This is a genomic window from Vreelandella arcis (assembly GCF_900103865.1).
Lineage (GTDB): Bacteria > Pseudomonadota > Gammaproteobacteria > Pseudomonadales > Halomonadaceae > Vreelandella > Vreelandella arcis.
On sequence record NZ_FNII01000002.1, the window covers coordinates 112222 to 136260 of the forward strand.

At 57.6% G+C, this 24039-nt stretch carries 23 protein-coding genes; 15 read left to right on the plus strand and 8 right to left on the minus strand.

Features of this window, described 5'->3' with window-relative positions:
• Nucleotides 1-149: 149 nt before the first annotated feature.
• The 5 genes from BLR97_RS02440 to BLR97_RS02460 are packed head-to-tail and all read left to right on the plus strand — an operon-like array spanning nt 150 to nt 7780.
• Nucleotides 150-3920 (plus strand): nitrate reductase subunit alpha, encoded by a 3771-nt coding sequence (locus BLR97_RS02440; RefSeq protein ID WP_089702124.1) that lies wholly within the window; start codon nt 150-152, stop codon nt 3918-3920.
• Nucleotides 3917-5479 carry a nitrate reductase subunit beta gene (gene narH / locus BLR97_RS02445; protein ID WP_089702126.1) on the plus strand — a complete coding sequence of 521 codons (1563 nt, stop codon included), beginning with the start codon at nt 3917-3919 and terminating at the stop codon, nt 5477-5479. Before BLR97_RS02440 ends, narH begins: the two co-directional genes overlap by 4 nt.
• Complete coding sequence (gene narJ, locus BLR97_RS02450) at nt 5472-6260, plus strand: nitrate reductase molybdenum cofactor assembly chaperone (protein WP_089702128.1); 789 nt, start codon at nt 5472-5474, stop codon at nt 6258-6260. Before narH ends, narJ begins: the two co-directional genes overlap by 8 nt.
• Nucleotides 6261-6272: 12 nt before the next feature.
• Complete coding sequence (gene narI, locus BLR97_RS02455; RefSeq protein ID WP_089702131.1) at nt 6273-6956, plus strand: respiratory nitrate reductase subunit gamma; 684 nt, start codon at nt 6273-6275, stop codon at nt 6954-6956.
• 11 nt (nt 6957-6967) lie between these two features.
• The gene (locus tag BLR97_RS02460) at nt 6968-7780 is read left to right on the plus strand and encodes a peptidylprolyl isomerase (RefSeq protein WP_089702133.1); all 813 of its coding nucleotides are present in this window, start codon (nt 6968-6970) and stop codon (nt 7778-7780) included.
• Nucleotides 7781-7803: 23 nt separating this feature from the next.
• Here BLR97_RS02460 and BLR97_RS02465 read toward each other — a convergent pair whose 3' ends face one another.
• Entirely contained in the window at nt 7804-8370 is a 567-nt protein-coding gene (locus BLR97_RS02465; RefSeq protein WP_089702135.1) for a YIP1 family protein, read from the minus strand.
• 268 nt (nt 8371-8638) lie between these two features.
• On the opposite strand from BLR97_RS02465, the gene BLR97_RS02470 reads away from it, so the two are divergent.
• On the plus strand, nt 8639-8944 hold the full coding sequence (locus BLR97_RS02470; protein WP_244511143.1) for a MarR family winged helix-turn-helix transcriptional regulator: 306 nt from the start codon (nt 8639-8641) through the stop codon (nt 8942-8944).
• A 4-nt stretch (nt 8945-8948) separates the two neighbouring features.
• Here BLR97_RS02470 and BLR97_RS02475 read toward each other — a convergent pair whose 3' ends face one another.
• Nucleotides 8949-9476: an HPP family protein gene (locus tag BLR97_RS02475; RefSeq protein WP_089702138.1), complete on the minus strand. Its 528-nt coding sequence runs from the start codon at nt 9474-9476 to the stop codon at nt 8949-8951.
• Nucleotides 9477-9616: 140 nt separating this feature from the next.
• Between BLR97_RS02475 and BLR97_RS02480 the strand changes: the two genes are divergently transcribed.
• The 4 genes from BLR97_RS02480 (at nt 9617) to BLR97_RS02495 (ending at nt 12169) form a co-directional block, all read left to right on the plus strand.
• Nucleotides 9617-10033 (plus strand): DUF488 domain-containing protein, encoded by a 417-nt coding sequence (locus BLR97_RS02480; protein WP_089702140.1) that lies wholly within the window; start codon nt 9617-9619, stop codon nt 10031-10033.
• A 115-nt stretch (nt 10034-10148) separates the two neighbouring features.
• The gene (locus BLR97_RS02485) at nt 10149-10925 is read left to right on the plus strand and encodes a DUF3750 domain-containing protein (protein ID WP_211605039.1); all 777 of its coding nucleotides are present in this window, start codon (nt 10149-10151) and stop codon (nt 10923-10925) included.
• Between the two features lie 144 nt (nt 10926-11069).
• Nucleotides 11070-11468, plus strand: a complete 399-nt coding sequence (locus BLR97_RS02490; RefSeq protein ID WP_089702142.1) for an antitoxin Xre-like helix-turn-helix domain-containing protein — start codon at nt 11070-11072, stop codon at nt 11466-11468.
• The gene (locus BLR97_RS02495; RefSeq protein WP_089702144.1) at nt 11462-12169 is read left to right on the plus strand and encodes an RES family NAD+ phosphorylase; all 708 of its coding nucleotides are present in this window, start codon (nt 11462-11464) and stop codon (nt 12167-12169) included. The genes BLR97_RS02490 and BLR97_RS02495 overlap by 7 nt, the downstream gene beginning before the upstream one ends.
• 8 nt (nt 12170-12177) lie before the next feature.
• Here the strand turns inward: BLR97_RS02495 and mntR are convergent, their stop codons facing one another.
• Entirely contained in the window at nt 12178-12654 is a 477-nt protein-coding gene (gene mntR / locus BLR97_RS02500) for a manganese-binding transcriptional regulator MntR (RefSeq protein ID WP_089702147.1), read from the minus strand.
• Between the two features lie 162 nt (nt 12655-12816).
• On the opposite strand from mntR, the gene BLR97_RS02505 reads away from it, so the two are divergent.
• The 3 genes from BLR97_RS02505 to BLR97_RS02515 are packed head-to-tail and all read left to right on the plus strand — an operon-like array spanning nt 12817 to nt 15512.
• The gene (locus BLR97_RS02505; RefSeq protein WP_089702149.1) at nt 12817-13740 is read left to right on the plus strand and encodes a metal ABC transporter substrate-binding protein; all 924 of its coding nucleotides are present in this window, start codon (nt 12817-12819) and stop codon (nt 13738-13740) included.
• Nucleotides 13741-13745: 5 nt separating this feature from the next.
• Nucleotides 13746-14570 (plus strand): metal ABC transporter ATP-binding protein, encoded by an 825-nt coding sequence (locus tag BLR97_RS02510; protein WP_089702151.1) that lies wholly within the window; start codon nt 13746-13748, stop codon nt 14568-14570.
• An 18-nt stretch (nt 14571-14588) separates the two neighbouring features.
• Nucleotides 14589-15512, plus strand: coding sequence for a metal ABC transporter permease (locus BLR97_RS02515; RefSeq protein ID WP_089702152.1), 924 nt, complete (start codon nt 14589-14591; stop codon nt 15510-15512).
• Nucleotides 15513-15520: 8 nt separating this feature from the next.
• On the opposite strand, the gene BLR97_RS02520 is transcribed toward BLR97_RS02515, so the two are convergent.
• The 3 genes from BLR97_RS02520 to BLR97_RS02530 form a co-directional block, all read right to left on the minus strand.
• Nucleotides 15521-17077: a cation:proton antiporter family protein gene (locus tag BLR97_RS02520; RefSeq protein WP_089702154.1), complete on the minus strand. Its 1557-nt coding sequence runs from the start codon at nt 17075-17077 to the stop codon at nt 15521-15523.
• Nucleotides 17078-17107: 30 nt separating this feature from the next.
• Complete coding sequence (locus BLR97_RS02525) at nt 17108-17557, minus strand: ion channel (RefSeq protein ID WP_089702157.1); 450 nt, start codon at nt 17555-17557, stop codon at nt 17108-17110.
• 64 nt (nt 17558-17621) lie between these two features.
• Nucleotides 17622-19016 carry a GntP family permease gene (locus tag BLR97_RS02530; protein ID WP_089702159.1) on the minus strand — a complete coding sequence of 465 codons (1395 nt, stop codon included), beginning with the start codon at nt 19014-19016 and terminating at the stop codon, nt 17622-17624.
• Nucleotides 19017-19215: 199 nt separating this feature from the next.
• Between BLR97_RS02530 and BLR97_RS02535 the strand changes: the two genes are divergently transcribed.
• Nucleotides 19216-20562, plus strand: a complete 1347-nt coding sequence (locus BLR97_RS02535) for a Na+/H+ antiporter family protein (protein WP_089702161.1) — start codon at nt 19216-19218, stop codon at nt 20560-20562.
• Nucleotides 20563-20684: 122 nt separating this feature from the next.
• Entirely contained in the window at nt 20685-21371 is a 687-nt protein-coding gene (locus tag BLR97_RS02540; RefSeq protein WP_089702163.1) for a type 1 glutamine amidotransferase domain-containing protein, read from the plus strand.
• 124 nt (nt 21372-21495) lie between these two features.
• Here BLR97_RS02540 and BLR97_RS02545 read toward each other — a convergent pair whose 3' ends face one another.
• On the minus strand, nt 21496-22230 hold the full coding sequence (locus BLR97_RS02545) for an RNA methyltransferase (RefSeq protein ID WP_089702165.1): 735 nt from the start codon (nt 22228-22230) through the stop codon (nt 21496-21498).
• A 124-nt stretch (nt 22231-22354) separates the two neighbouring features.
• Nucleotides 22355-23998 (minus strand): chaperonin GroEL, encoded by a 1644-nt coding sequence (groL, locus tag BLR97_RS02550; RefSeq protein ID WP_089702167.1) that lies wholly within the window; start codon nt 23996-23998, stop codon nt 22355-22357.
• Nucleotides 23999-24039: the final 41 nt, after the last annotated feature.

Genomic DNA, 24039 nt, shown 5'->3' on the forward strand with positions numbered 1-24039 from the left:
CAGTGGATTTGGTCTTCTATCACCTAAGAGGTAGGGGCGGGGTATATGGAGGTAAGCGGGCAGAAATCACCTTTTTAATCACTCACAATCGGTCCCAAGACGTCTGCTATCAGGCGATTGCTTTCCTTTGAGAAGCCTGGAGATCGACCATGAGTCATTTCATTGACCGGCTAAATTTTTTCCGCAAAGCCCGCGAGCCTTTTGCGAGTGACCACGGTGAAGTTCGCCAAGAAGACCGCCAGTGGGAAGATAGTTACCGCCGCCGCTGGCAGCACGACAAAGTCGTGCGCTCTACCCACGGCGTCAACTGCACCGGCTCGTGCAGCTGGAAAATCTACGTCAAAAATGGCCTGGTGACCTGGGAGACTCAGCAGACCGACTACCCACGCACGCGGCCCGACCTTCCCAATCATGAACCGCGGGGCTGCCCTCGGGGCGCCAGCTACTCCTGGTACATGTATAGTGCCAACCGCTTAAAGTACCCGTTGATCCGCAAAGCCCTGTTGAGCCTGTGGCGCGAAGCGCTAGCCGAAAAAACGGACCCGGTGGATGCCTGGGAATACCTCGTTAGCGACCCAGCGAAAACCCAGCAGTATAAGCGTGCCCGGGGCATGGGCGGGTTTGTGCGCGCTGAGTGGGACGAACTCAACCAACTGATCGCCGCCTCCAACGTTTACACCGCCAAGCAATATGGGCCGGATCGCATCCTCGGGTTTTCGCCGATCCCGGCGATGTCGATGGTCAGCTACGCCGCCGGCAGTCGCTATTTGTCATTGATCGGCGGCGTATGTATGAGCTTTTACGACTGGTATTGCGATTTGCCCCCCGCCTCGCCGATGACCTGGGGCGAGCAGACCGACGTGCCCGAGTCCGCCGACTGGTACAACTCAGGCTATATCATCGCCTGGGGCTCCAACGTGCCCCAGACCCGCACGCCGGATGCCCACTTCTTTACCGAGGTGCGTTACAAGGGCACCAAGACGGTCTCGATCACGCCGGATTACGCCGAGGTCTCCAAGCTCACCGACGAATGGATGAGCGCCAAGCAGGGCACCGACGCTGCGCTTGCCATGGCAATGGGGCACGTGATTCTCAAGGAATTCCACCTCAACAACCCAAGCGTCTACTTCACCGATTACGTGCGTCGCTACACCGATATGCCGTGCCTGGTCGAGTTGGAAACCCGCGAGGACGGCACCCTAGTGCCAGGGCGTCAATTACGCGCGTCCGATTTCGCTGACAATCTAGGCCAGCACAACAATCCCGAGTGGAAAACGCTGGCCTGGGACGACGCCCGCGATCAGCTTGTGGTGCCGCGGGGCTCGATTGGGTTTCGCTGGGGTGAAGACGAGGCCAATCAGGGCAAGTGGAATCTTGAGCCACGGGATGCCGAGGGCGGCGAGATCAAGCCGCTGTTGACCTTTGTGGGTCATCACGACGACGTCGCGCGGGTGGCGTTTCCCTACTTTGGCGGCATCGAACACGAGCACTTCAATCACGTTGCAGGCGAGAGCGGCGACCGTCTGTATCACTGCCTGCCCGTCAAGCGGCTGACCAAAGCCGATGGCAGCAGCGTAATGGCGGTGACGGTTTTCGACCTGATGTGCGCCAATTACGGCATCGACCGTGGCCTGGGCAACGAGGGCGAAGACGACGGCGCGACGGCTTACGATCAGATTAAGCCCTATACCCCCGCCTGGCAGGAAAAGATCACCGGCGTACCCGCCGAGCAGGCGACCCGGATCGCCCGGGAATTCGCCGATAACGCAGACAAAACTCAAGGTCGATCCATGATCATCGTCGGTGCCGGGATGAACCACTGGTACCACATGGACATGAACTACCGTGGCCTGATCAACATGCTGATCATGTGTGGCTGTATCGGCCAGAGCGGTGGCGGCTGGGCGCACTATGTCGGCCAGGAGAAGCTGCGCCCGCAGACCGGCTGGCTGCCGCTCGCCTTTGGCCTTGACTGGACGCGCCCGCCACGGCATATGAACTCCACCTCGTTCTTCTATAACCACTCGTCGCAGTGGCGCTACGAGAAGCTGGAAATTAAAGAAATTCTCTCGCCGCTCGCGGATACCTCGCGGCACACCGGCAGCCTGATCGATTACAACGTCCGTGCCGAGCGCATGGGCTGGCTACCCTCGGCACCGCAGCTGGGCACCAACCCGCTGCGTATTGCGGAAGCGGCAAAAGCCGCGGACATGACCAGTAAAGACTACGTCGTCGATCAGTTGAAGAAAGGCGAGCTTTCCTTTGCCGCCGAAGACCCCGACAACCCGCAGAACTTCCCGCGCAATATGTTTATCTGGCGCTCCAATCTGCTCGGCAGCTCCGGCAAGGGGCATGAATACATGCTCAAGTACCTGCTGGGGACGCGCCACGGTATTCAAGGCAAGGATCTGGGCGATTTTGGCGGCCAGAAGCCCGAAGAAGTGAAATGGCACGACGAAGCGCCGGAAGGCAAACTCGACCTGCTGGTGACGCTGGACTTCCGCATGTCGACCACCTGCCTGTATTCCGACATCGTGCTGCCCACGGCCACGTGGTACGAAAAAAACGACCTGAATACCTCGGATATGCATCCGTTTATTCACCCGCTGACGGCGGCCACCGACCCGGCGTGGGAGTCGCGCAGCGACTGGGACATCTACAAGGGCATCGCCAAGGCGTTTTCAAAAGCCTGCGTCGGTCACCTCGGTGAAGAAACCGATCTGGTCACGCTGCCGCTGCAGCACGACTCACCGGGGGAGCTTTCCCAGGTGGATGTCAAAGACTGGAAAAAAGGCGAGTGCGACCCGATCCCCGGCAAAACCATGCCTGCCTTGATGGAAGTGCAGCGTAACTACCCGGAGACCTATGAGCGCTTCACGTCGCTTGGTCCGGCGCTTGAGAAGCTCGGCAACGGCGGTAAAGGCATCAACTGGAATACCGATTCCGAAGTTGAACTGCTCGGCAAGCTGAATAAACGCAAGCTCGAGGGTTCGGCGAAAGGCCGCCCGTGCATCGAGTCAGCGATCGACGCCGCCGAGACCGTCTTGACGCTCGCCCCGGAAACCAACGGTCAGGTGGCGGTGAAAGCCTGGGGTGCGCTTGGCAAGATTACTGGTCTGGATCACACCCATCTGGCAATACCCAAGCAGGAAGAAAAAATCCGCTTCCGGGACATCGTCGCCCAGCCGCGCAAGATTATCTCCAGCCCAACCTGGTCCGGCCTGGAAGACGAACACGTTTCCTACAACGCTGGCTACACCAACGTCCACGAGCTGATTCCGTGGCGCACGGTGAGCGGTCGTCAGCAGCTGTATCAGGATCATGCCTGGATGCGTGACTTTGGCGAGAGCCTGCTGGTGTACCGTCCGCCGATCAACACCAAGGCAGCCGAGAACTTCCCGCTTCCGGCGGATAACGGCTTCAAGAGCAAGGCGCTCAACTTTTTGACGCCGCACCAGAAGTGGGGGATTCACTCGACCTATTCCGACAACCAGATGATGCTGACGCTTAATCGTGGCGGCCCGGTGGTGTGGCTCTCTGAGGACGATGCGGCCGACCTGGGTATTGACGACAACGACTGGCTGGAGGTCTTCAACGCCAACGGCTCGATTGCCGCCCGGGCGGTGGTCAGCCAACGGATCAAGGTCGGCATGGTGATGATGTACCACGCCCAGGAACGCCAGGTGAACGTCCCCGGCTCCGAGATTACCGGCACCCGTGGGGGGATTCACAACTCCGTTACCCGGGTTTGCCCCAAACCGACGCACATGATCGGCGGTTATGCCCAGCTCGCTTACAGCTTTAACTACTACGGCACCGTGGGCTCGAACCGCGATGAGTTTGTGCTGGTTCGCAAGATGAAGCACATCGATTGGCTCGATGGCGAAGGTAACGATTACGTCCAGGAGGCCGTCAAATGAAAATTCGCTCGCAAGTAGGCATGGTCCTCAACCTCGATAAATGCATCGGCTGCCACACCTGTTCGGTGACCTGCAAAAACGTCTGGACCAGTCGCGAAGGCGTCGAGTACGCCTGGTTCAACAACGTCGAGACCAAGCCGGGCATTGGCTACCCCAAGGAATGGGAGAACCAGGCCAAATGGAAAGGCGGCTGGATGCGCCGTAAGGACGGCAAGATCGAGCCGCGTATCGGCGGTAAGTGGCGGGTGTTGGCCAACATTTTTGCCAACCCGGATCTCCCGGAAGTGGATGATTACTATGAGCCGTTCACCTTCGACTATCAGCACCTGCACACGGCCAAGCAAAGCGAGCACCAGCCAGTGGCGCGACCCCGCTCGCTGATTTCCGGCGAGCGGATGAAGAAGATCGAATGGGGGCCGAACTGGGAAGAAATCCTGGGTACCGAGTTTGCCAAGCGTCGTAAGGATATCAACTTCGAGAAGGTACAGGCCGATATTTACGGCCAGTTTGAAAACACCTTCATGATGTATCTGCCGCGTTTGTGCGAACACTGCTTGAACCCGACTTGTGTGGCGAGCTGCCCCAGCGGCGCGATCTACAAGCGCGAAGAAGACGGTATCGTGCTGATCGATCAGGACAAGTGTCGCGGCTGGCGGATGTGTATCTCCGGCTGCCCCTACAAGAAAATCTACTACAACTGGAAAAGCGGCAAATCCGAAAAATGTATTTTCTGCTATCCGCGTATCGAATCGGGCCAGCCAACGGTTTGCTCGGAAACCTGCGTGGGCCGGATCCGCTATCTCGGCGTGCTGCTCTACGACGCCGACCGTATCGAGGAGGTGGCAAGCGCGCCCAGCGAGCAGGATCTTTACCATCGCCAGCGTGAGATCTTCCTCGACCCCAACGACCCCGAAGTGATCGCCCAGGCAAAACAGGACGGCATCACCGATAACGTCATCCAAGCCGCACAGGAATCGCCGGTGTATAAACTGGCGATGGACTGGGGGCTGGCGCTGCCGCTACACCCGGAATACCGCACGCTGCCGATGGTCTGGTACGTACCGCCGCTGTCGCCGATTCAGTCCGCCGCGGAAGACGGCAAGGTCGAGTTCGACGGTGTGATGCCAAAGATCGAATCGCTGCGCATTCCGGTGAAGTACCTGGCGAATATGCTCACCGCCGGTGAAGAAGCACCCGTGGTGCTGGCGCTCAAGCGCCTGATGGCCATGCGCCTTTATATGCGCGGCAAACACGTTGATGGCAAACCCAACACCGACGTGCTCGACGAGGTGGATCTGACAGAAGCCCAAGTAGAAGAGATGTACCGCTATCTTGCCATTGCCGATTATGAAGACCGCTTCGTGATTCCCACCAGCCACCGTGAAATGGCCACCGATGCGTTTCCCGAGCGCGGCGGTTGCGGCTTGAGCTTTGGCGATGGCTGCCATGGCGAGAGCAAAGCCAGCCTGTTCAACGGACGCTCCAACACTGAAACCCTGGTCAAACCGGTTGAAACCTTTGATCCCAACGCTCACGCCGAGGAGGCCCGTCATGGGTAACGCTGCCGAAAACATGCTTCCCGACGAGCAGGATGAAATGTTGAGTTTACGTGTGCTCGCCAGGCTTCTGGACTACCCAAGCGTTGATCTGCAGCAGGCGGCCGGTGAGATGAGTGACATCATCGACGCAGAGCGTCGCTGGCGTGGGCCATTGCGCCAGCAGCTTATCGACTGGTGTCAGCGCGTCGCTGAAACCGGTCTGCTCGATCTACAGGCAGAGTATGTCGCGCTATTCGATAAGGGCCGGTCAACCTCGCTGCTGCTGTTTGAACACGTGCACGGCGAATCCCGCGATCGCGGTCAGGCAATGGTCGATTTGATGAACGAGTACCAGGCCGCCGGGTTTGAGCTCGATGCGCGGGAGCTGCCGGATTACCTGCCACTGTTTCTGGAGTATCTCTCCACGCGGCCAGAAGGCGAAATTGCCCGTTGGCTGGGTGAAATTCGTCACATTCTGGCGTTGCTGATGGCGCGGTTGGAAGAGCGCGAAGCGGATTATGCCTTAGCCCCCTATGCGTTACTGGCGCTGATTGGTGCCGAAGAAGAGGTCAATGAGCACCGTGATGAGGTGAAGGCCGAGGCGCCTGATGATACCCCAGAGGCGCTGGATGCCGTGTGGGAGGAAGAAGCGGTGCGTTTTTCTGCCGAGTCCGATCAGGACTGTGCGCTGCAGTCCGCCGAAGGGCGTCGGCTTGCCGAGCGCAAGCGCAGCGTTCCCAGCGACCCCGTTACCATTATGCCCAGCAGTGGCGCCGCCAAGCCTGGCCCAAGCGAGCGCTAAAGGAGAATCCCCATGGTTAGCGACTACCTTCATCAACTGATCTATGGCTACTACCCATATTTGGCGGGCACGGTATTTTTGCTTGGTAGCCTGCTGCGTTTTGATCACGGCCAGTACACATGGAAAACCGGCTCCAGCCAAATGCTGTCGTCGAAAAACATGCGTTTAGCAAGCAACCTGTTCCATATCGGCATCATCACCATCTTTTTTGGCCACCTGGTAGGGCTATTGACGCCACATTGGGCCTACGCACCGTTTATGAGCGCGGGCACCAAGCAAATCATCGCCATTGTCGTAGGCGGCATCGCAGGCGTTATGTGCCTAGTGGGCGGCGCCATGTTGGCTTACCGCCGTGTTGCCAACCCAAGGGTGCGAGCCTCATCGAGCCCCATGGATACGTTCATGATTTTACTGCTGGTGGTGCAGGTTTCGTTAGGCCTGCTGACGATCATTCCGGCATTGAATCACCTTGATGGCGGCGTGATGATTCAGCTTGCCCACTGGGCCCAGGCGGTGGTGTTCTTCCAGGGCGGCGCTGCCAGTTACCTCGTAGGCGTTGGCTTTATCTACAAGCTGCACATTTTGGTCGGCTTGACGATTATTTTGATTTTTCCCTTCACTCGCCTTGTTCATGTATGGAGCGCGCCGTTTGGCTATGTCACTCGTCGTTATCAGTTAGTGCGTAAAAGAGGCTAAGGAGTGTTGTCATGCAGATGATAGATATCGAACAACTACCGGGCGAGGTAACGACTCCAGCGGTCAGTGTTGGTGGTCAGCCCATTTTAGACAGTGATATCGCCCAGGAAATGCAGTACCACCCGGCGGATAGCGCCGGGAGTGCGCAGTTAAAAGCCGCCCGGGCGCTGGTGGTTCGGGAACTGCTGCGCCAACGTGCAGCCGCGCTTGGGCTGCTTCAAGAGGGCGACGATGCGGATGACCAGGCAATTGCCGCGCTACTCGAACAAGAGCTTGCAGTGCCGGAGCCCTCAGAAGAAGACTGCGAGCGTTTCTACGCCACTCACCCTGAGCGTTTTTGTGAACCCACGCGAGTGAGCGTTCGTCATATTCTGCTGGCCGCTGCGCCGGACGACGCTGAAGCACGGGACGCGCAGTATCATCAGGGGGTGGCATTGCTGGAAACGCTCAGCCAGACCCCTGAGCGGATGACCGAGTTTGCTCAGCGCTATTCTGCTTGCCCCTCGAATGAGCAGGGAGGTGAACTTGGCTGGCTGGTGCCAGGGCAAACCGTGGCGGAGCTTGATCGCGCGCTGCAACACCTGCCTGAGGGCCTGCACGAGCGCCCGCTTGCGTCGCGCTACGGCTGGCATTTAGTGATGGTGGATGCGCGCGAGGAAGGACAACAATTGGCTTATAGTGATGTAGCCGACCGGGTGAGACTCAGCCTGCATGAACAGGCCACGCGTCGCGGTCTGCGACATTATCTGCTAGCGCTAGAGGCTGATATTGGCGTCGAGGGTGTTGCACTTGACGATGACAGCGGCGATTCGTTAATGCAGTGATCGCCGCGGTTATTCACATAACTCTAGTAAGCCCAGGTAAGTGCCATCAGCACACCCCAGGCAAGCACGCCCGCGGACATGATGATATAGGTCGCCGACATGGTGGCCATATCATGCTCTTCTCGGCCACAAAGTGCTTGCAAGCCGTGATAGATCAGGCTGCATGAGACACCCAGCGCTGCCAATACGACTAGCGCATTGAGAGGCAAGCTCGGGACTAGCAATATGATCGATGATGCCCACAGTGGCAGCGGAGCCAGCGCCGCTAGCAGATAAGCGTCTTGATAGTCGATGGCAAGCGTCCGAGTGCCATTGACCACGGTATGAATCACCCACCCCATCATGAAAAACGTTAACAGCTCTGCCAAAAATAAAATGGTGGTGATAAACCGCCATTCCCGCTCGGCAAAGCCGGGCATCAGCGCATCGCCGTGGTGAGTGCCAGCAAAATAAAGCATTACCGGTGGTAGCAGTGACATCGGGAGTACCACCCAACCTGCCAGCATGGCTATTGAAGGTTTGTGCTCGCGGAGTTCCTGCCACCCGGCTCGGTGATTAAAAGGCATTCTAGCTGCGGTCAGTAAGTTCATCGTAGGCCTCCCCGTTTTCAACGCGTGCCGTGTTCGTTTGACGGTAACGTACTTTATAGGCTAAAAATATCATATTGTGATATTTAATATTTAGGCACTACACTGATGGCTGTCAAGCCATCCATCAGCTAAAAAGAGAAATAGCCAAACGATGTCTAAAAATCAGACTTCGCCATTGAATAAGCAGGATTACCAGCAACTATCCCAGTTTCGTTATCAACTTCGCTGCTTTTTACGTCACAGTGAGAACATTTGTCGCGAGCATGGAATGACATCGCTGCAGTATCAGCTTCTACTGCATTTAAAAGGCTTTGAAGGGCAGGAGTGGGCAACGGTGGGGCAGTTGGCCGAGCGTTTGCAGGCAAAGCATCACGGCACGGTCTCGTTGATTGATCGTTGCGAACAATTGGGGTTGGTGGAACGGCGGCCAGGGCGTGAAGACCGCCGCCAGATAGAAGTTCACTTGCTGGCTGAGGGGGCTAAACGCGTTGAACAAATTGCCGAAGCACATCAGCCAGAACTTCGCCAGTTGCAGGAGGAAATACGCTTACCTGACTGGAAAGGGCGGGAATGACAATTTACCAGTAGCGTGGATAGCGCCGATGGCGGGCAAGGTTATTAATCACAATGGCGACCACCAGCATAATCAAACAGCCTACGCCAATGGGCACCAGGGGGAACCACCAGCCTAAGGCATGGACGTTGTCGCCGCCTGCTACGGCAATCAGCGCGGCGGCGGCCCCCGGTGGGTGAACCGTATGGGTTAACTGCATAACCAAAATTGATAATGATACGGCGAGTGCCATGGCCATCGGCTCGGCTCCTAACCACTGAAAGCAGCCAACGCCTACCGCGGCCGAGAGCATGCTGCCAAATAGAACATGGCTTGGCTGCGCAAAGGGGCTTTCAGGCGCGGCGTAAATGAGTACCGAGGTGGCGCCAAACGAACCTACAATCAGCAGCTCTTTAGATAGCCAGCCAGCGCTTAACCAGCAAATGAGCGCCATGCCGCTAAAAGCGCCCAGCCAAGACCAGAAGGCATCCCGCCAACCCACAAAAGGTCGCTGGATTCGTTCGCCGCGCATTTTGCCTAAATAGGTTTTCATTTGGCGCCTGACTGCATCAAAAGGGTGCAGATGATGCCAAATTGCACCATGTAAAAGCAAATGAGCGGTTTGCATTCAAGAATGAAAAGGCTTCATAACCTTTGCAGTATTAAGTGTTGCCACCTGATCAGGAGGGACTCATGAGCTACGACATCGTATTTAAGCGTATTTATGCGTCGCAAGCGGCCGACGATGGTGCCCGTATACTGGTCGACCGGCTTTGGCCAAGAGGCAAGTCCCGCGCCTCCCTTGGACTTGATGAATGGTACCGCGACGCTTCACCTGCGCCAGCACTACGGCGTGACTATCACCGTCAGAATATTAGCGAAGACGTTTTTCGGGCGCGTTATCGCGAGGCGCTTGAGACACAGCCCGACGTGCTGCTTCCGCTAATGCGCTACGCCCGAAAGGGCAGGCTGACGCTGTTGACCGCCGCCCGCGACCCTGAACACTCGCATCTGCCCGTGTTGAGGCAGGCGGTCATCGATGCACTGCAACGCGAAGATGCGGACGATAGCGAATGTGCATCACCACCTTGTTTTTTAGATCGCTGCTAACCGGTTTGAGTTGAATAGCGTGTGTATCACGTTTAGGCCCACCGCTCGATTTGTGTCCAGCGCCGCGTTAACTTATTAGCCCCGACTTCAGGGCTGTTCGCGATAAGAGGCCTTTATGAACAAAACGCTGGCGGCGCTAGGGCGCTGGGTGGCTGTGTTAATCGCGGTGCTGGTGGTGTTTTTGGCTGGGCCTGTGTGGATGTTGGCGAGCGACCAGGTGGTGACCGAAGGCCATTGGTCGACGTTGGATCGCTCCTCGGCTGACATTGCACCAGCGCCTGCCGAAACATCAGAAGCCGTAGTTCAGGTTTATGCTGCGCGAGCCTATCAATGGCGGGGGGCTTTCGGGGTACATATCTGGATTGCCACGAAAGCGCAAAACGCTGATCACTACCGTTTGCATCAGGTGTTGAGCTGGCGTCGACCCACGGTGGTGTCGTCGATTGATACGCCCGACCGTTCGTGGTTTGGCAACCCGCCTGAACTGCTTGCCGATTATCGCGGCGAGCAAGCCCAGCAGATGATCCCCCAGATTGCCGATGCCGCGGCGCGTTTCCCTTACGCTGACCTGTACCGCGTGTGGCCTGGCCCGAACAGCAACAGCTTTATTGCTTGGATCGCGCGAGAAGTACCCGGTTTTAACGTCTCATTGCCGGTGACTGCCGTGGGCAAAGACTATTTATTTAATGACGTTTTGGCACCAACGCCTAGTGGCACGGGTTACCAGCTTTCGTTAGGCGGTGTGGTGGGGTTGCTCATTGCGCGGGAAGAAGGCATTGAAGTGAATATTCTGGGGTTTGGGTTTGGCATCGACCTTATGCGGCCAGCGTTGAAGCTACCCGGCGTCGCGCGGTTGGGAATGCCGGCTAAGGTGATGGGCAATCGTCATTGATAGTAATTGTTAAAGTGAAATGTACTTCAAGGAAGACGACCAGCTCATCCGGCAATGCTGACCAATATGGTATATACTATTTATAAATACATTTTATATAATTTTGTGTCTGCAGAATTAGTGGAGTAGACAGCGAGGTCAACCATGCAAACGGCAAACGAACTGGCCCACAACAAAGCAGCGGCGGCGGTGGGGTTGACTACAGCAGTGCGTATTTTGGATAAGTGGCAGGCCTCTGGTGAGCAAGGCGAGGCTATTTTGCGGGTCTCGCACAGTACCTATGCCCGCGCTCGGCGAGGTGATCTGGCTGAGATTAAGCTGGATAGCGACCAGCTCACGCGGATTAGCTATCTGCTCAATATTCATGCGGCGCTGCGTATGCTGTTTGAGAACCCTGAAAATCTATATGGCTTTGTTTCGATGGCCAATCACAACCCCTACTTTAACGGCCGTGCGCCGCTAGACGTGATTAGCAGTGGTGATTTTGCCGCGCTTTACGAAACGTTTAAGCGGGTTGATAGCCTGCGGGGTGCGCAGTGGTAACCCTGGACGAACTGCCAGGCTGTGATGCCCGCCAGGTGGAAAGCTACCGCTTGATCAACAGCAAGTTTCCGCCGATTGCGCTGTTTGATGACGTGGCCACTGCAGAGGAATTCGAGGCGCTATATGCGCTCCAGGCGTTGACCAATCCGCGCCTGCGCAATGAAGTCGGCGATCTGGGGCTGCTGCCCGTGAAGGATATTCCCTTCCGTATTCGCGGCTGCTCCTATGCCACCGCGCCCTTTACGCATGTTAACCCCAATGGTTCGCGGTTCAGCGATGGCAGCTTTGGCGTACTGTATGTCGCCGATTCGCTGAACGCCGCCATCAGCGAGGTGAAATACCATCAACAAGCCTACTGGGAGAGGGTGCCGTCGCTGCACTATGAGCGGTTCGTGTTCAGAGGCTTGAAGTGCGTATTCGATGAAGCGGGGTGTCGGGACGCGACCCGGTTGGCGCGGGCGCATGCCATTTATCGACCCGACGACTACCAGGCGTCGCGAGCATTAGGCTCGGCCCTGCGCAACGAAGCAGGGGTAGGGCTGCGTTATCATTCGGTGCGCCATACCGGCGCCACCTGTTGGGCGCTGATGTCGCCGCGCCAGGTCATCGACATTGTTCAGACGACCCACCTGGAAATGATCTGGAACGGCGCCATTGCCCAGGTCAACCGGCTTTCAGCGGTACCGGCACCGCCCCGATAGCGCTCCCGCTATGGCTGATGCTCTTCGGTAAAGCGCTGCATGATGGCCAGCGTTTCATCGCTAACGTGATGCTCCATACCCTCGGCATCGATGCGGGCGGTGGTATCGCGTACCCCCAAGGCGCGCAAGAAATGCAGCACAATGTCATGACGCGCCCGCGACGTTTCGGCCATTTGTTGACCTTCCTGGGTCAAGAACAGCGAGCGGTAGGGGCGGCTTGTTACTAAGCCCAGCTCGTTTAAGCGGCGGATCATTTTCGACACGGTGGCCTGGCTAACCGACATGCGGCTGGCAATGTCGGCCGCCCGCGCTTCGCCCCGGTGGCGCAACAGGTCACCGATCAGTTCAACATAATCTTCGATAAGCTCGGTTTCGTGAGCGTTGCGCACGGTTTCGTACTGCTGTGCGTGTTGCTCGACCGGCGGCAACGCATCGCCACTCTGATGTGGCGTAGGCGGTAAGGGCTGCTGTTCGTGATCGCTCATAGTGGCTTATAGGTTGGCTATATCAGAGTGAGTAAAAACGTTGATTAGGATGGTAGCGTATTTCACGGAATAATTGTTAGCCTAGGCTAAACTAATTGCACAATGCTTTTTTATTGAGCTACAGTTGTCTTTAACGCCATCCTATCATAGAGGAGCCTCATCATGCGCCAGCGAGCTAAGTGGCTGACCTTCAGCGTACCCCTTGCGTTTGCCGGTGCCGTGACCGGCGCCCAGGCCGAAGCCGAAGAAGACGCCTCGCCCATCAAGGTGGCGGTGACGTTTTCGGTATTGGGAGACCTGGTTGAGAAAGTGGCGGGGGATGACGCCGAGGTAACGGTGCTCACCCCGATTAACGCCGAAGTGCACGAGTGGGAGCTGACACCTGATAATTTCGCTGCTCTGGAAGAGGCCGACGTGGTGTTTTACAACGGTTATCAGCTAGAGCAGTGGATGTCGCAGGTTAATGCCACTGTTGATGACAACACGCCCGTTGTGGCAGTGGCCGAAGCATCGGGATATCCGACCCAGAGCATTGTGACCGGTGACTTGGAAGGCGATATTGACCCTCATTTGTGGATGGATCCGCGTGCGGCGGTTGCCTATGGGCAGGCGATCGCTAATCACCTGGAAGACGCACTGCCACGCCAGGCAGATGAGTTTCAGCGCCGTGCTGATGAGCTTGAAGCGTCGCTCGATGACTTGCACGTTGAACTGCAAGAAACGCTTGCCGCGATACCCGATGAGCGTCGCGTGCTGCTTTCCAGCGAAGCCGCGTTTCTTTACTTCGCCGATGCCTATGACTTTGAACACGACGGTATTTGGGGCAATAACGCTGAAACGGAAGGCTCGCCGCGCCAACTGATGCGGATCATTGACATGATCAACGATCGTAAGCCAGCGGCTCTGTTCTGGGAAAGCACTATCTCTGATCGCCATGTCACCAGCGTGGCCAACGATACGAACGTTTCCGTGGCAGGTCCGCTGTATGTCGATTCGCTAAGCGAACCGGACGGCGATGCGCCCGACTACTTCGCAATGCTCCGTCATAACGCTGAGCTGTTGCGTCATCACCTAACGGTCGAGTAATGCCTATGGCAATCAATTCCGATGGGCCGACCGCTGCCGTTGAGGTACATGGTCTTTATGCGGCTTATCAGCGCCAACCGGTGTTGGAAAATATCGATCTGGTATTTCCCACCGGGCAGTGGACCGCCATTGTAGGGCCTAACGGCGCGGGTAAATCGACGCTTTTTCATGTGCTCACGGGTAGCATGAAACCGCTACGTGGCAGCGTGCATGCCTTTGGCCATCCCATTGCCGAGCACCGCCGCGCGGGGCACATTGCCTATATGGCACAGCGCGAAGCGATCGAGTGGGACTTCCCCGTGTCGGTGTGGGAAACCGTGATGGGTGGACGCTTTGGTCATATGCGACAGGATGCATGGTGGCGGCGCTGCCTCCCGGCTCGTTGGTATCATCCCCGCCACCGCGACGCCGTCCGCCAGGCATTGGAAGCTGTCGATATGCTGGCGTATTCGAATCGGCCGATTGGCGCACTTTCCGGCGGGCAGAAAAAACGTGTCCTGCTAGCCCGAGCGTTGGCGCAGCAGGCGCGCATTCTGCTGCTGGACGAACCGCTCGCCGGTGTTGATCCGCCCAGTGAAAAGCTCATTCTGGACGTGCTGCGTCGTGAGCGTCAGGCGGGGCATACCGTCATCATGGTCACCCACGACATGCCCAGTGCACGACGCTACGTGGATCATGTGGTGTTGATCAACCGGATCATTCGCGGCGAAGGGCGACCCGACGACATGCTCAGCGACGCCAAGCTGGCGGCGCTTGCGGTCAGCGCTATTGATACATCGGCTGGCGATGTCGGATCCGTCTCCGGCTCAATTACCACCACAACAAGTTAATAAGGAGGCGCTGCGGTCATGGAGTTGCTACATAGCTTAGGCATCGAGCTCGTGAACGGCCTGATGAGTACCCTCATGGTGGTGGTCAACCTGCTGCCCGATACGCTGTCGGACGCCTTTCAGTACCGTTTTATGCAGCGTGCCCTGTTGACCTCGGTCTTGGTCGGTGCCATTTGCGGACTGCTTTCCTGCTATGTGGTGCTCAAACGTTGGTCGCTGCTGGGCGATGCCATTTCCCACGCGGTGCTGCCGGGGGTGGCGATTGCCTATCTGCTTGGCTGGCCGTTTTTCATCGGGGCCTTTATCACCGGCGCCTTGACCTCGGTCGGGATCGGGGCCATTGAGCGCCACACCCGCATCAAATCGGATGCCGCCATGGGGCTGATGTTTACCGGCGCGTTTGCGCTGGGCATTGTGATCATCAGCAAGATCGCCTCCAGTACCCACCTGATGCACATCCTGTTTGGTAACGTGCTGGGCGTGCGGGAATCGGCACTTGTGCTCACCCTGGTCGCCAGCGTTATCGCGCTGTTGGTGGTGTGGCTTTGTTTTCGACCGCTACTGCTTTACGCCTTCGACCCTCAGCAGGCCCAGGCGCTGGGCTTCAATACCAGCGTGATTCACTACGGGCTGATCCTGCTATTGACGCTGACCATCGTGGCGAGCCTCGAAACAGTGGGTATTATCCTGGTGGTGGCAATGTTGATAACGCCTGGGGCCACTGCTCATCTGCTCACCGATCGGTTTCGCACCATGATGCTGATTTCGGTTTCCGTGGGCGTGAGCTCAGCAGTGATTGGGCTATGGCTCTCGGCCGCGCTGGATGTGGCCTCGGGCGGTACCATCGTGCTGGTCGCCACCGGCTGGTTCTTCATGGCGCTGGTATTTTCGCCCAAGCACGGCGTACTCGCGCGCCAATGGCGACGCTGGCGCATGGGCTGAGTCGCTCATCAAGGCGTGGTGGGTGCCGCCGGCGCCTGTAGACTTTCCCAGGTTTTTTCGGCGATACCGATACCGGCGCCCGCCATCAGCAAGTAGGTTTGATCAGCACCGGCCTCCATCAAGGGGGCTTCTTCGTCGGGATAGTTGATGCCGGCAATGATCGTGCCTTTGAACCCCGCCTTGCGCAGCTGGCGCGTGGCAAACAGCTTGCTTTCGGTGTTGGGCGTTGCCAGCACCACTGCTTCAAGGGCGTGAATATCCAGGTGCGACCAGAAAGAGACGTCTTCCACATCGGCATAGCGTACGTCACGTTGGGAAGCCGCTACCTTGTTTGGATCGGAATCAACTCCCACTACCAGCAAATGGTTCTCGACAAAAAAGTCATAGGCGGCACTGCCGGTTCGGCCCATGCCGATCACCATCAGTTTTGCATCGCCCAGGGTGACGGGCTGCTCATCGGGATGGCGTAAATGACGCTCAAAGCGGGTCAGGCGGGCCTCAAAACGGTCAAACAGGGCGTGGGCGACCCGGTTGAGCGGTGCGGAGATGATAAATGAGAGCGCCACCGTGAGGGCCAGCGGCACCAGCCAGTCTTCCAGCAGGCTAGCCGCCACGATCAGACCGAATTCGCTGTAGGCCGTGAGGCTAAGGCCCCCAAGGAAAGCGCTGCGGGCGCGAACCTTGAAGACAATCAGCAGGGCAAAGAACAGTGTGGCTTTCAGTGGCAGCAGCAGCGCCATGACGCCAGCGAAGATCAGCGCGTTGGTGTCGGGCAGGCCCGACATGCCTATTTGCAGGAAAAAACTGATCAGCAGTATTTCTTTCAGCCCCCACAGCGCCTTGGACATTTCCTGGGCACGCGGATGTTTGGCCAGCAATAGCCCCATTACCAGAGCACCCACTTCGCCGCTGAGCCCCACGACATCGAATCCCATGCCGCCGATGGCAATGGCCAGCACCGCCCCCATGAGCACCAGCATTTCATCGTGCTGGGCAATGCTCATCAGCCAGTAAAGCACTGGCCGTAGTAGCGGCAGGGCCAGGATCCAAAGTGCCCACCAGGAGGGAGACTGGCCGCTGTAAATGCTGATGGCGGCCAATGCCACTAGATCCTGGATAATCAGGATGCCGATCGCCAGTCGACCATGCAGCGCTCGCAATTCTCTTTTTCCTTCGAGTACTTTGGCGGCGAGTACCGTGCTTGAAAACGATAGCGCAATGGACAGCAAAATGGCGGTATCGAGCGCCAGGCCCATAAAAACCACGAAGCCGGCGGTGAAAATAAAGGTGGTGATGCTGAGGTGGATAAAAGCGCCGCCCAGCACGGCGGGTTCGACGAGGTTTCTAAGGTTGAGTTTCAAGCCAATGGTGAATAACAGCAGCAATACGCCCAGATGCGCCAGGTGTTCGAGCAACGGGCCAGCCTCGGTCGGTAAACCCAGATAGGGCCCGGCAAAATTAAGCGCAAAACCGGCCGTTAAAAACCCCACCAGAGGCGGCAGGCTGAGTTGGCGAGCGACAATCCCGAAGATAAAGGCAAACGATAAAATAATGACTTCAAACATGCACAATCCCTAGCGTATGGAACGGACGGGTTATTTTCTTACTCGCCAATGCTTTTGCATTTCAACAAAGGTGAATGACGCCGACCAGGTGATCAATACAAAACCGGTGAGTGCCAGGGTGCCATACAGGAAACGGATCGGGCCGGTGGCATAAATGTCCCCGTACCCCACCGTGGTGTAGGTGACGGCCGCGAAGAAGATATGATCCAGCAGGTTGAAAGCGCTATAGCCGTTCAGCGCGCCGATGCCTTGCAGTTCGGCCATCCACCACCCCGTGAGGCCGAACAGCCAGATTTCGGCGATGTGTGTCATCAGTACGCCGAACGCCATGGCCAGGATACGCTGACGGTGGGGCCTGTGTGATCGCTCGATCTGGCGGGAAATAAGCCAGAGTGCTTCATAGTGCAGCAGAACCGCGAGTACGACGGCGATAGACGTGGTGATGACCACCACGACGTGTTCAGGGTACGGAATCGTCACGTAATGCAGGGCCCGTGGTTGCTAACGCTGGTTTGAGGTTAACTATCTCATGCGCGCGGTTATTTTAGAAGCTGCCGAACAGCGTACCCAGAGTGATCACGCTCACCAGCGCGGCGATGGGCAGCACGATCGTGACCATGGCCACGTTGCCGTAGGCCTGGCGGTGAGAGAGCCCGCAGATGGTCAGCAGCGTTATCACCGCGCCGGAATGCGGCAGGGTATCCATGCCGCCGGCGGCGAGTGTGGCAACGCGATGCATGAGCTCAGGGTCGATGCCGGCCGCTTGCGCCATCGCCAGGTATTCGCCGCCCAGCGTTTCCAGCGCAATCGACAGGCCCCCCGACGATGAACCGGTAATACCCGACAGCACGCTCATCGCCAGCGCCTCGGAAATCAGCGGATTACCCGGCGATGCGTTGAGGACTGTATCGCGAATGATGGTAAAGCCGTCGAGGCTGGCAATCACGGCCCCGTAGCCGACGACGGAGGCGGTGTTGAAAATCGGTAGCAGCGAGTCGACACAGCCGCCGTTAACCGTGTCCTTCAGATCTATCCAGTGTTTCCAGCGGCTGATGACCAGCCAAATCGATGCAGTCAGCAGGGCGATCAAGATCGACCAAAGGCCGCTCTGCCGGGCGGGCGATACGCTGGCGAATTCATCGCTGATAAAGCTCAGATCTATCGACGGGAAAACAAGATACGTCAGCAGGCCATTCAGGCCGATCACCATGATCAACGGAATCAGCGCCGTGGTTAACCGCATGGCGGGCAGCGGATCCTGGGTGTCGTTGTCATCCGTCTCGCGCTCTTTATGCTGGCCGTAGCCCTCATTCAGTGCGGCCGCCCGTTTTACCCGGGATTGCAGGTAGGCCATCCCCAGTCCGAGCATCACGAGCCCGGCGATGATCCCAAGGCCCGGAGCGGCAAAGCTGTTGGTGGCGTAATAAGGAATGGGAATCGCGTTTTGGATGGCTGGGGTGCCGGGTAGGGCGGTCATGGTAAAGGTAAACGAGCCCAGTGCAATGGCGCCAGGAATCAGCCGTTTGGGAATATCGGTGCGGCGGAATAATTCGCGGCTGATGGGGTAGATGGCAAACGCCACGACAAATAACGAAACCCCACCGTAGGTAAGAATGGCGCAGGCCAGCACGACCGTCAGTACCACATGACGGGTGCCCAGCTTGTTGACGATGCCGTTGGCGATGGACTGGGCCGCGCCAGAATCCGACATGAGCTGCCCAAACAGGGCGCCCAGAAAGAACAGCGGAAAAAACTGAATGGCAAAGCTGCCGAGGGCTCCCATGAAAGTGTCGGTATACATCGGCAGCAAAAAGGCCGCTTCACCCGAAAGCGTGACCGCCAGCGCCGCCATCAGTGGGGCAAGCAGCAAGACCGTCAGCCCACGGTAGGCAAGAAAGATGAGCAGCAACAGCGAAATGACAATGGCAAAGGTGCTCATGAGCGCTCCCAAGCGGCATGAAGGTTAGTTAATCCTAAACGCAGGCTACCAACATAGCAGGCTTTGTATTGCATGGCAGCATTCCGGCATCGTTGGCGGTGGTGATATATCGGGTAAATAGCGCCGCGAACAGATGTTTTCTCTGATAAAATCCCGCGTTTTCTCGCTTACCACTTCACTGCCTTTTCTAGGAAGATTGATGAACGCCGTAATTATCGCCGTGCTTGTGATGGTCGCGCTCTCGTTAGCGCGGGTGTCGGTTGTATTCGCCCTTATCGTGGGTGCGTTAGTGGGAGGGCTCGTGGGTGGGCTCTCACTGGATCAGACGCTCGAAGCGTTTAACGATGGGGTGGGCGGCGGTGCTCAGGTGGCGCTGGCCTACGCGACGCTCGGCGCCTTTGCCGTGGCAATTTCCCGCTCGGGGCTGCCGGACATGCTGGCCAACGTGTTGATCAGGATGCTCGGCAAAGAAACCAACGCGGCGCATCAGGACCGCGTGAAGTGGGTGCTGCTTGCGGCGGTCGTGCTGGTCGCGATCATGTCGCAGAACGCCATTCCCGTGCACATTGCCTTTATCCCGGTATTGATTCCGCCGCTGTTGGCGGTCATGAACCGTCTGCGTCTTGACCGCCGCGCGGTGGCCTGTGCGTTGACCTTCGGCTTGACGGCCCCTTACATGCTACTGCCCGTTGGCTTTGGCGCGATCTTTCTCAACGATATCCTGCTGGCCAACCTGAATAGCGCCGGTGACCCGCTGGGCCTGGAAATCTCTCGCGAGATGCTGCCCATGGCCATGGCGATACCCGTCGGCGGGATGCTGATGGGGTTGATCGTGGCGCTAGTGTTCAGCTATCGCGGTCGTCGCGACTATGCGGCCAAGCCGCTAGCGAATACGTCGGCAGGGCAGTCAGTCACGCCCGCCAAGCCGCACATGCTTGGGCTGGTCATGTCGGGGGTCGCCATTGTCGCGGCTCTCGGGCTTCAGCTTTATAGCGGCTCGATGATACTGGGTGGTCTGGTGGGTATCGGGCTGCTGTCGCTGGGCGGCATCTTTAAATGGCGCGAGGCCGATGACTTGTTCACCAGCGGGATGCGCATGATGGCGCTGATTGGTTTTATCATGATTTCGGCGGCAGGCTTTGCGGAGGTCATGAAAACCACCGGTGATATCGATACGCTCGTCGCGGGCGCGGTTGACCTGTTCGGTGATAATCGCGGACTGGCCGCGCTGGTCATGTTGCTGGTCGGCTTGTTCATCACGTTGGGCATCGGCTCGTCGTTTTCGACGATTCCCATCATTGCCGCCATTTTTGTGCCGCTCGCCGTTCAGTTCGGCTTCTCACCCATGGCGACCGTGGTGCTGGTTGGCACCGCGGCGGCCCTGGGGGATGCGGGCTCTCCAGCATCCGACTCCACGCTTGGCCCTACTGCGGGGCTGAATGTGGATGGTCAGCACGATCATATGTGGGACAGCGTGGTACCCACCTTCCTGCACTACAATCTGCCGCTGATTGGCTTCGGCTGGCTGGCGGCGATGACGCTATAGGCTAAATCTGACGATGTCAGCGCCGCTGAAATACGAGACGGCTTGCAACCCGGTGAATCTGCCCCCACCTAAGGTAGGTGACATTCGAAGCGATCCAAGGCTTCACCGTTAGGAGATGATTGATGAGCAAGCGTATTTTGGTAGTACTGACGTCGCATGATCAGCTGGGCGATACCGGCGAAAAGACCGGTTTTTGGCTGGAAGAGCTCGCCGCGCCCTACTATGTGTTCAAGGACGCCGGCGCCGAGGTGACGCTGGCGTCACCCAAGGGTGGCCAGCCGCCGCTGGACCCGAAAAGCGACGCGGAAGACAGCCAAACCGAGGAAACGCGGCGCTTTAAACAGGATGAACAGGCGAACGCTGCCCTGGCCGCCACGCATCGCTTGAGCGACATGAGCGCGGATGACTTCGATGCGGTGTTTTACCCGGGCGGCCATGGTCCGCTTTGGGACCTGGTCAACGACAAGGATTCCATCAAGCTGATCGAGACCTTTATCGAACAGGGCAAGCCTGTGGCCTCGGTGTGTCATGCGCCTATCGTGCTGGTCAACGCCAAGAGTGCCAATGGCGAACCTCTGGTGAAAGGCCGCGAAGTGACCGGCTTTACCAATGGCGAAGAAGAGGCGGTCGGCCTGACCAAGATTGTGCCGCACCTTGTCGAAGATGCGCTGCAGCAATGCGGCGGCATCTACAGCAAAGCCGACGACTTTACGCCCTACGTTCGCGAAGATGGCCAGCTGATTACCGGGCAAAACCCGCCTTCATCTGCCGCAACGGCGGAAGCGCTGGTTGGCTGGCTGGCGCGTTAACGGCACGCGACACGCAGTCAATACATGAAAACGGCGGGCATTGCCCGCCGTTTTTTATTGCGCGTTTGTCGGTCGAGAGGCCAGAGAAGCACACGCCCAGGCGGCCAACCGGTTGAGCGTTGCCTTACCGTTCTGGGAGGTGCGACTCAAGTGAGCTGAGCAGTCCGCGTAATAGCGAAAGCTCTTTGCGACTGGGTTGGGCGCGCGTAAACAGCGCCTGCAGCTGCTCCTCGGTGCGCGCATGCGGCTGGGTAATAAAGCCGCTTTGCTGCATGAGGCGGCCCAGGTGCGCCTGAAAGTGGGTCATTTGCTCGCGGCTGGGCGGTGTGCTTTCGGTTGGCTGTTGATAGGCGTAGTCGCTGTCGTCGCGCTTGCGCCAGGCGCGGTGCACCTCATAGGCGAGTATCTGCACCGCCTGGGACAGGTTCAAAATGCCATAGTCGGGGTTGGCGGGGATACTGACCTGATGCGTACAGCAGCGAATTTCATCGTTGGTCAACCCTGAGCGTTCACGGCCAAAAACCAGCGCCACCGGCGCTGATTGCGCATTTTGTGTCACACTTTCTGCCATGTCATCGGGTTCGTCAAAGTGTGGCAATGGCAGGCTGCGAAGCCTGGCGCTCGCGCCTACGACCTGGACGCAGTCGGCTACTGCCTCTTCAAGATGCGTGACGACGCGCGCATTGTCGATGACATCCGTGGCACCAGCGGAAAGACGGGTGGCCTCTTCATCAGGGAATTGACGCGGGTTGATCAGCACCAGGTTCGTCAATCCCATGGTTTTCATGGCCCGGGCGGTGGCGCCAATGTTGCCTGGATGGAAGGTTTGCACCAGCACAATACGGATATTGGAAAGCACAGTGATAAAAGCCTAAATAGCAATAAAAGAAAGAAGCAATATTAACACGCTTTAACGACAAGAACCCCGCCAAGGCGGGGTTCTTGATGACGACTGAGCGTCAGAGCGGAAAGCTCGGGGGCAATTACATCATGCCGCCCATACCTCCCATTCCGCCCATGCCGCCCATGTCAGGTGCGGCTTCTTTCTCGTCCGGATCGTCGGAGATCATGCACTCAGTAGTGATCATCAGGCCGGCAACCGAGCCGGCTGATTGCAGCGCGGAACGTGTCACTTTGGCCGGATCCAGTACGCCCATTTCAAACAGGTCGCCGAACTCACCGGTCTGCGCGTTATAGCCAAAGTTGCCTTCAGCATCTTTCACGCGGTTAATTACTACCGCCGGCTCTTCGCCAGCGTTGCTGACGATTTGGCGCAGCGGCGACTGCAGGGCGCGCAGCGCCATGTTGATACCGTGGTTCTGGTCTTCGTTCTCACCCGTCAGGCCTTGTACTTTGGCCATGACGCGAACCAGAGCGGTACCGCCACCAGGCACCACGCCTTCTTCAACAGCGGCGCGAGTCGAATGCAGCGCATCTTCGACGCGTGCTTTCTTCTCTTTCATTTCGACTTCGGTCGCTGCCCCGACGCGGATAACCGCAACGCCGCCTGCTAGCTTGGCGACACGCTCTTGCAGCTTCTCTTTGTCGTAGTCGGAAGACGTATCTTCGATCTGGGTGCGGATCTGACCAACACGGGCTTCGATATCTGCTTCAGCGCCGGCACCATCGATGATGGTGGTGTTTTCTTTAGTCATTGTCATACGCTTGGCGGTGCCCAGGTGATCCAGGTTTGCCTGTTCAAGCGTGAGACCGACTTCTTCGGAAATCACGGTGCCGTTGGTGAGGATCGCGATGTCCTGAAGCATGGACTTGCGGCGATCGCCAAAGCCTGGCGCTTTCGTGGCGGCGACTTTCACGATACCGCGCATGTTGTTGACGACTAGCGTGGCCAAAGCTTCGCCTTCGATGTCTTCGGCAACGATGGCAAGTGGCTTGCCTTGCTTGGCAACGGCTTCGAGTACCGGAAGCAGTTCGCGGATGTTGGAGATCTTCTTATCCACTAGCAGGATGTAAGGATCTTCCAGTTCAACCGACATGGTGTCTTGATTGGTGACGAAGTAAGGCGATAGGTAGCCACGATCGAACTGCATGCCTTCAACAACTTCCAGTTCGTCTTCAAAGCCGCGACCTTCATCAACGGTGATGACGCCTTCTTTGCCGACTTTCTCCATCGCCTCAGCAATGATTTCGCCGATACGCTTGTCGCCGTTGGCAGAAATAGTGCCGACTTGAGCGATGGACTTAGTGTCAGTGCAGGGTACTGACATCGCCCGGATTTCTTTGACCGCTGCTGCGACCGCTTGGTCGATGCCGCGCTTAAGATCCATCGGGTTCATACCGGCGGTAACGCCTTTTAGGCCTTCAGCGATAATAGCTTGGGCCAGAACGGTGGCGGTGGTAGTACCGTCGCCGGCGACGTCAGAGGTTTGAGAAGCGACTTCTTTAACCATCTGAGCGCCCATATTTTCGAACTTGTCTTTCAGTTCGATTTCTTTGGCGACAGATACACCGTCTTTAGTAACGGTAGGCGCACCAAAGGATTTTTCAATTACGACGTTGCGGCCTTTGGGGCCGAGTGTGACTTTCACCGCATTGGCAAGAACGTCAACACCACGCGCCATGCGCTTGCGAGCATCATCTGAGAATTTAACTTGTTTAGCTGACATATCTGCTACTTCCTAAATGAAATAAAAACGTGAAACTAAAT

What these genes read in the sequence shown, in the direction of transcription:
- BLR97_RS02440 (WP_089702124.1), top strand. Translation starts at nt 150, where the DNA reads ATGAGTCATTTCATTGACCGGCTAAATTTTTTCCGCAAAGCCCGCGAG.
- narH (WP_089702126.1), top strand. Translation starts at nt 3,917, where the DNA reads ATGAAAATTCGCTCGCAAGTAGGCATGGTCCTCAACCTCGATAAATGC.
- narJ (WP_089702128.1), top strand. Translation starts at nt 5,472, where the DNA reads ATGGGTAACGCTGCCGAAAACATGCTTCCCGACGAGCAGGATGAAATG.
- narI (WP_089702131.1), top strand. Translation starts at nt 6,273, where the DNA reads ATGGTTAGCGACTACCTTCATCAACTGATCTATGGCTACTACCCATAT.
- BLR97_RS02460 (WP_089702133.1), top strand. Translation starts at nt 6,968, where the DNA reads ATGCAGATGATAGATATCGAACAACTACCGGGCGAGGTAACGACTCCA.
- BLR97_RS02465 (WP_089702135.1), bottom strand. Translation starts at nt 8,370, where the DNA reads ATGAACTTACTGACCGCAGCTAGAATGCCTTTTAATCACCGAGCCGGG.
- BLR97_RS02470 (WP_244511143.1), top strand. Translation starts at nt 8,639, where the DNA reads ATGACATCGCTGCAGTATCAGCTTCTACTGCATTTAAAAGGCTTTGAA.
- BLR97_RS02475 (WP_089702138.1), bottom strand. Translation starts at nt 9,476, where the DNA reads ATGAAAACCTATTTAGGCAAAATGCGCGGCGAACGAATCCAGCGACCT.
- BLR97_RS02480 (WP_089702140.1), top strand. Translation starts at nt 9,617, where the DNA reads ATGAGCTACGACATCGTATTTAAGCGTATTTATGCGTCGCAAGCGGCC.
- BLR97_RS02485 (WP_211605039.1), top strand. Translation starts at nt 10,149, where the DNA reads ATGAACAAAACGCTGGCGGCGCTAGGGCGCTGGGTGGCTGTGTTAATC.
- BLR97_RS02490 (WP_089702142.1), top strand. Translation starts at nt 11,070, where the DNA reads ATGCAAACGGCAAACGAACTGGCCCACAACAAAGCAGCGGCGGCGGTG.
- mntR (WP_089702147.1), bottom strand. Translation starts at nt 12,654, where the DNA reads ATGAGCGATCACGAACAGCAGCCCTTACCGCCTACGCCACATCAGAGT.
- BLR97_RS02505 (WP_089702149.1), top strand. Translation starts at nt 12,817, where the DNA reads ATGCGCCAGCGAGCTAAGTGGCTGACCTTCAGCGTACCCCTTGCGTTT.
- BLR97_RS02510 (WP_089702151.1), top strand. Translation starts at nt 13,746, where the DNA reads ATGGCAATCAATTCCGATGGGCCGACCGCTGCCGTTGAGGTACATGGT.
- BLR97_RS02515 (WP_089702152.1), top strand. Translation starts at nt 14,589, where the DNA reads ATGGAGTTGCTACATAGCTTAGGCATCGAGCTCGTGAACGGCCTGATG.
- BLR97_RS02520 (WP_089702154.1), bottom strand. Translation starts at nt 17,077, where the DNA reads ATGTTTGAAGTCATTATTTTATCGTTTGCCTTTATCTTCGGGATTGTC.
- BLR97_RS02530 (WP_089702159.1), bottom strand. Translation starts at nt 19,016, where the DNA reads ATGAGCACCTTTGCCATTGTCATTTCGCTGTTGCTGCTCATCTTTCTT.
- BLR97_RS02535 (WP_089702161.1), top strand. Translation starts at nt 19,216, where the DNA reads ATGAACGCCGTAATTATCGCCGTGCTTGTGATGGTCGCGCTCTCGTTA.
- BLR97_RS02540 (WP_089702163.1), top strand. Translation starts at nt 20,685, where the DNA reads ATGAGCAAGCGTATTTTGGTAGTACTGACGTCGCATGATCAGCTGGGC.
- groL (WP_089702167.1), bottom strand. Translation starts at nt 23,998, where the DNA reads ATGTCAGCTAAACAAGTTAAATTCTCAGATGATGCTCGCAAGCGCATG.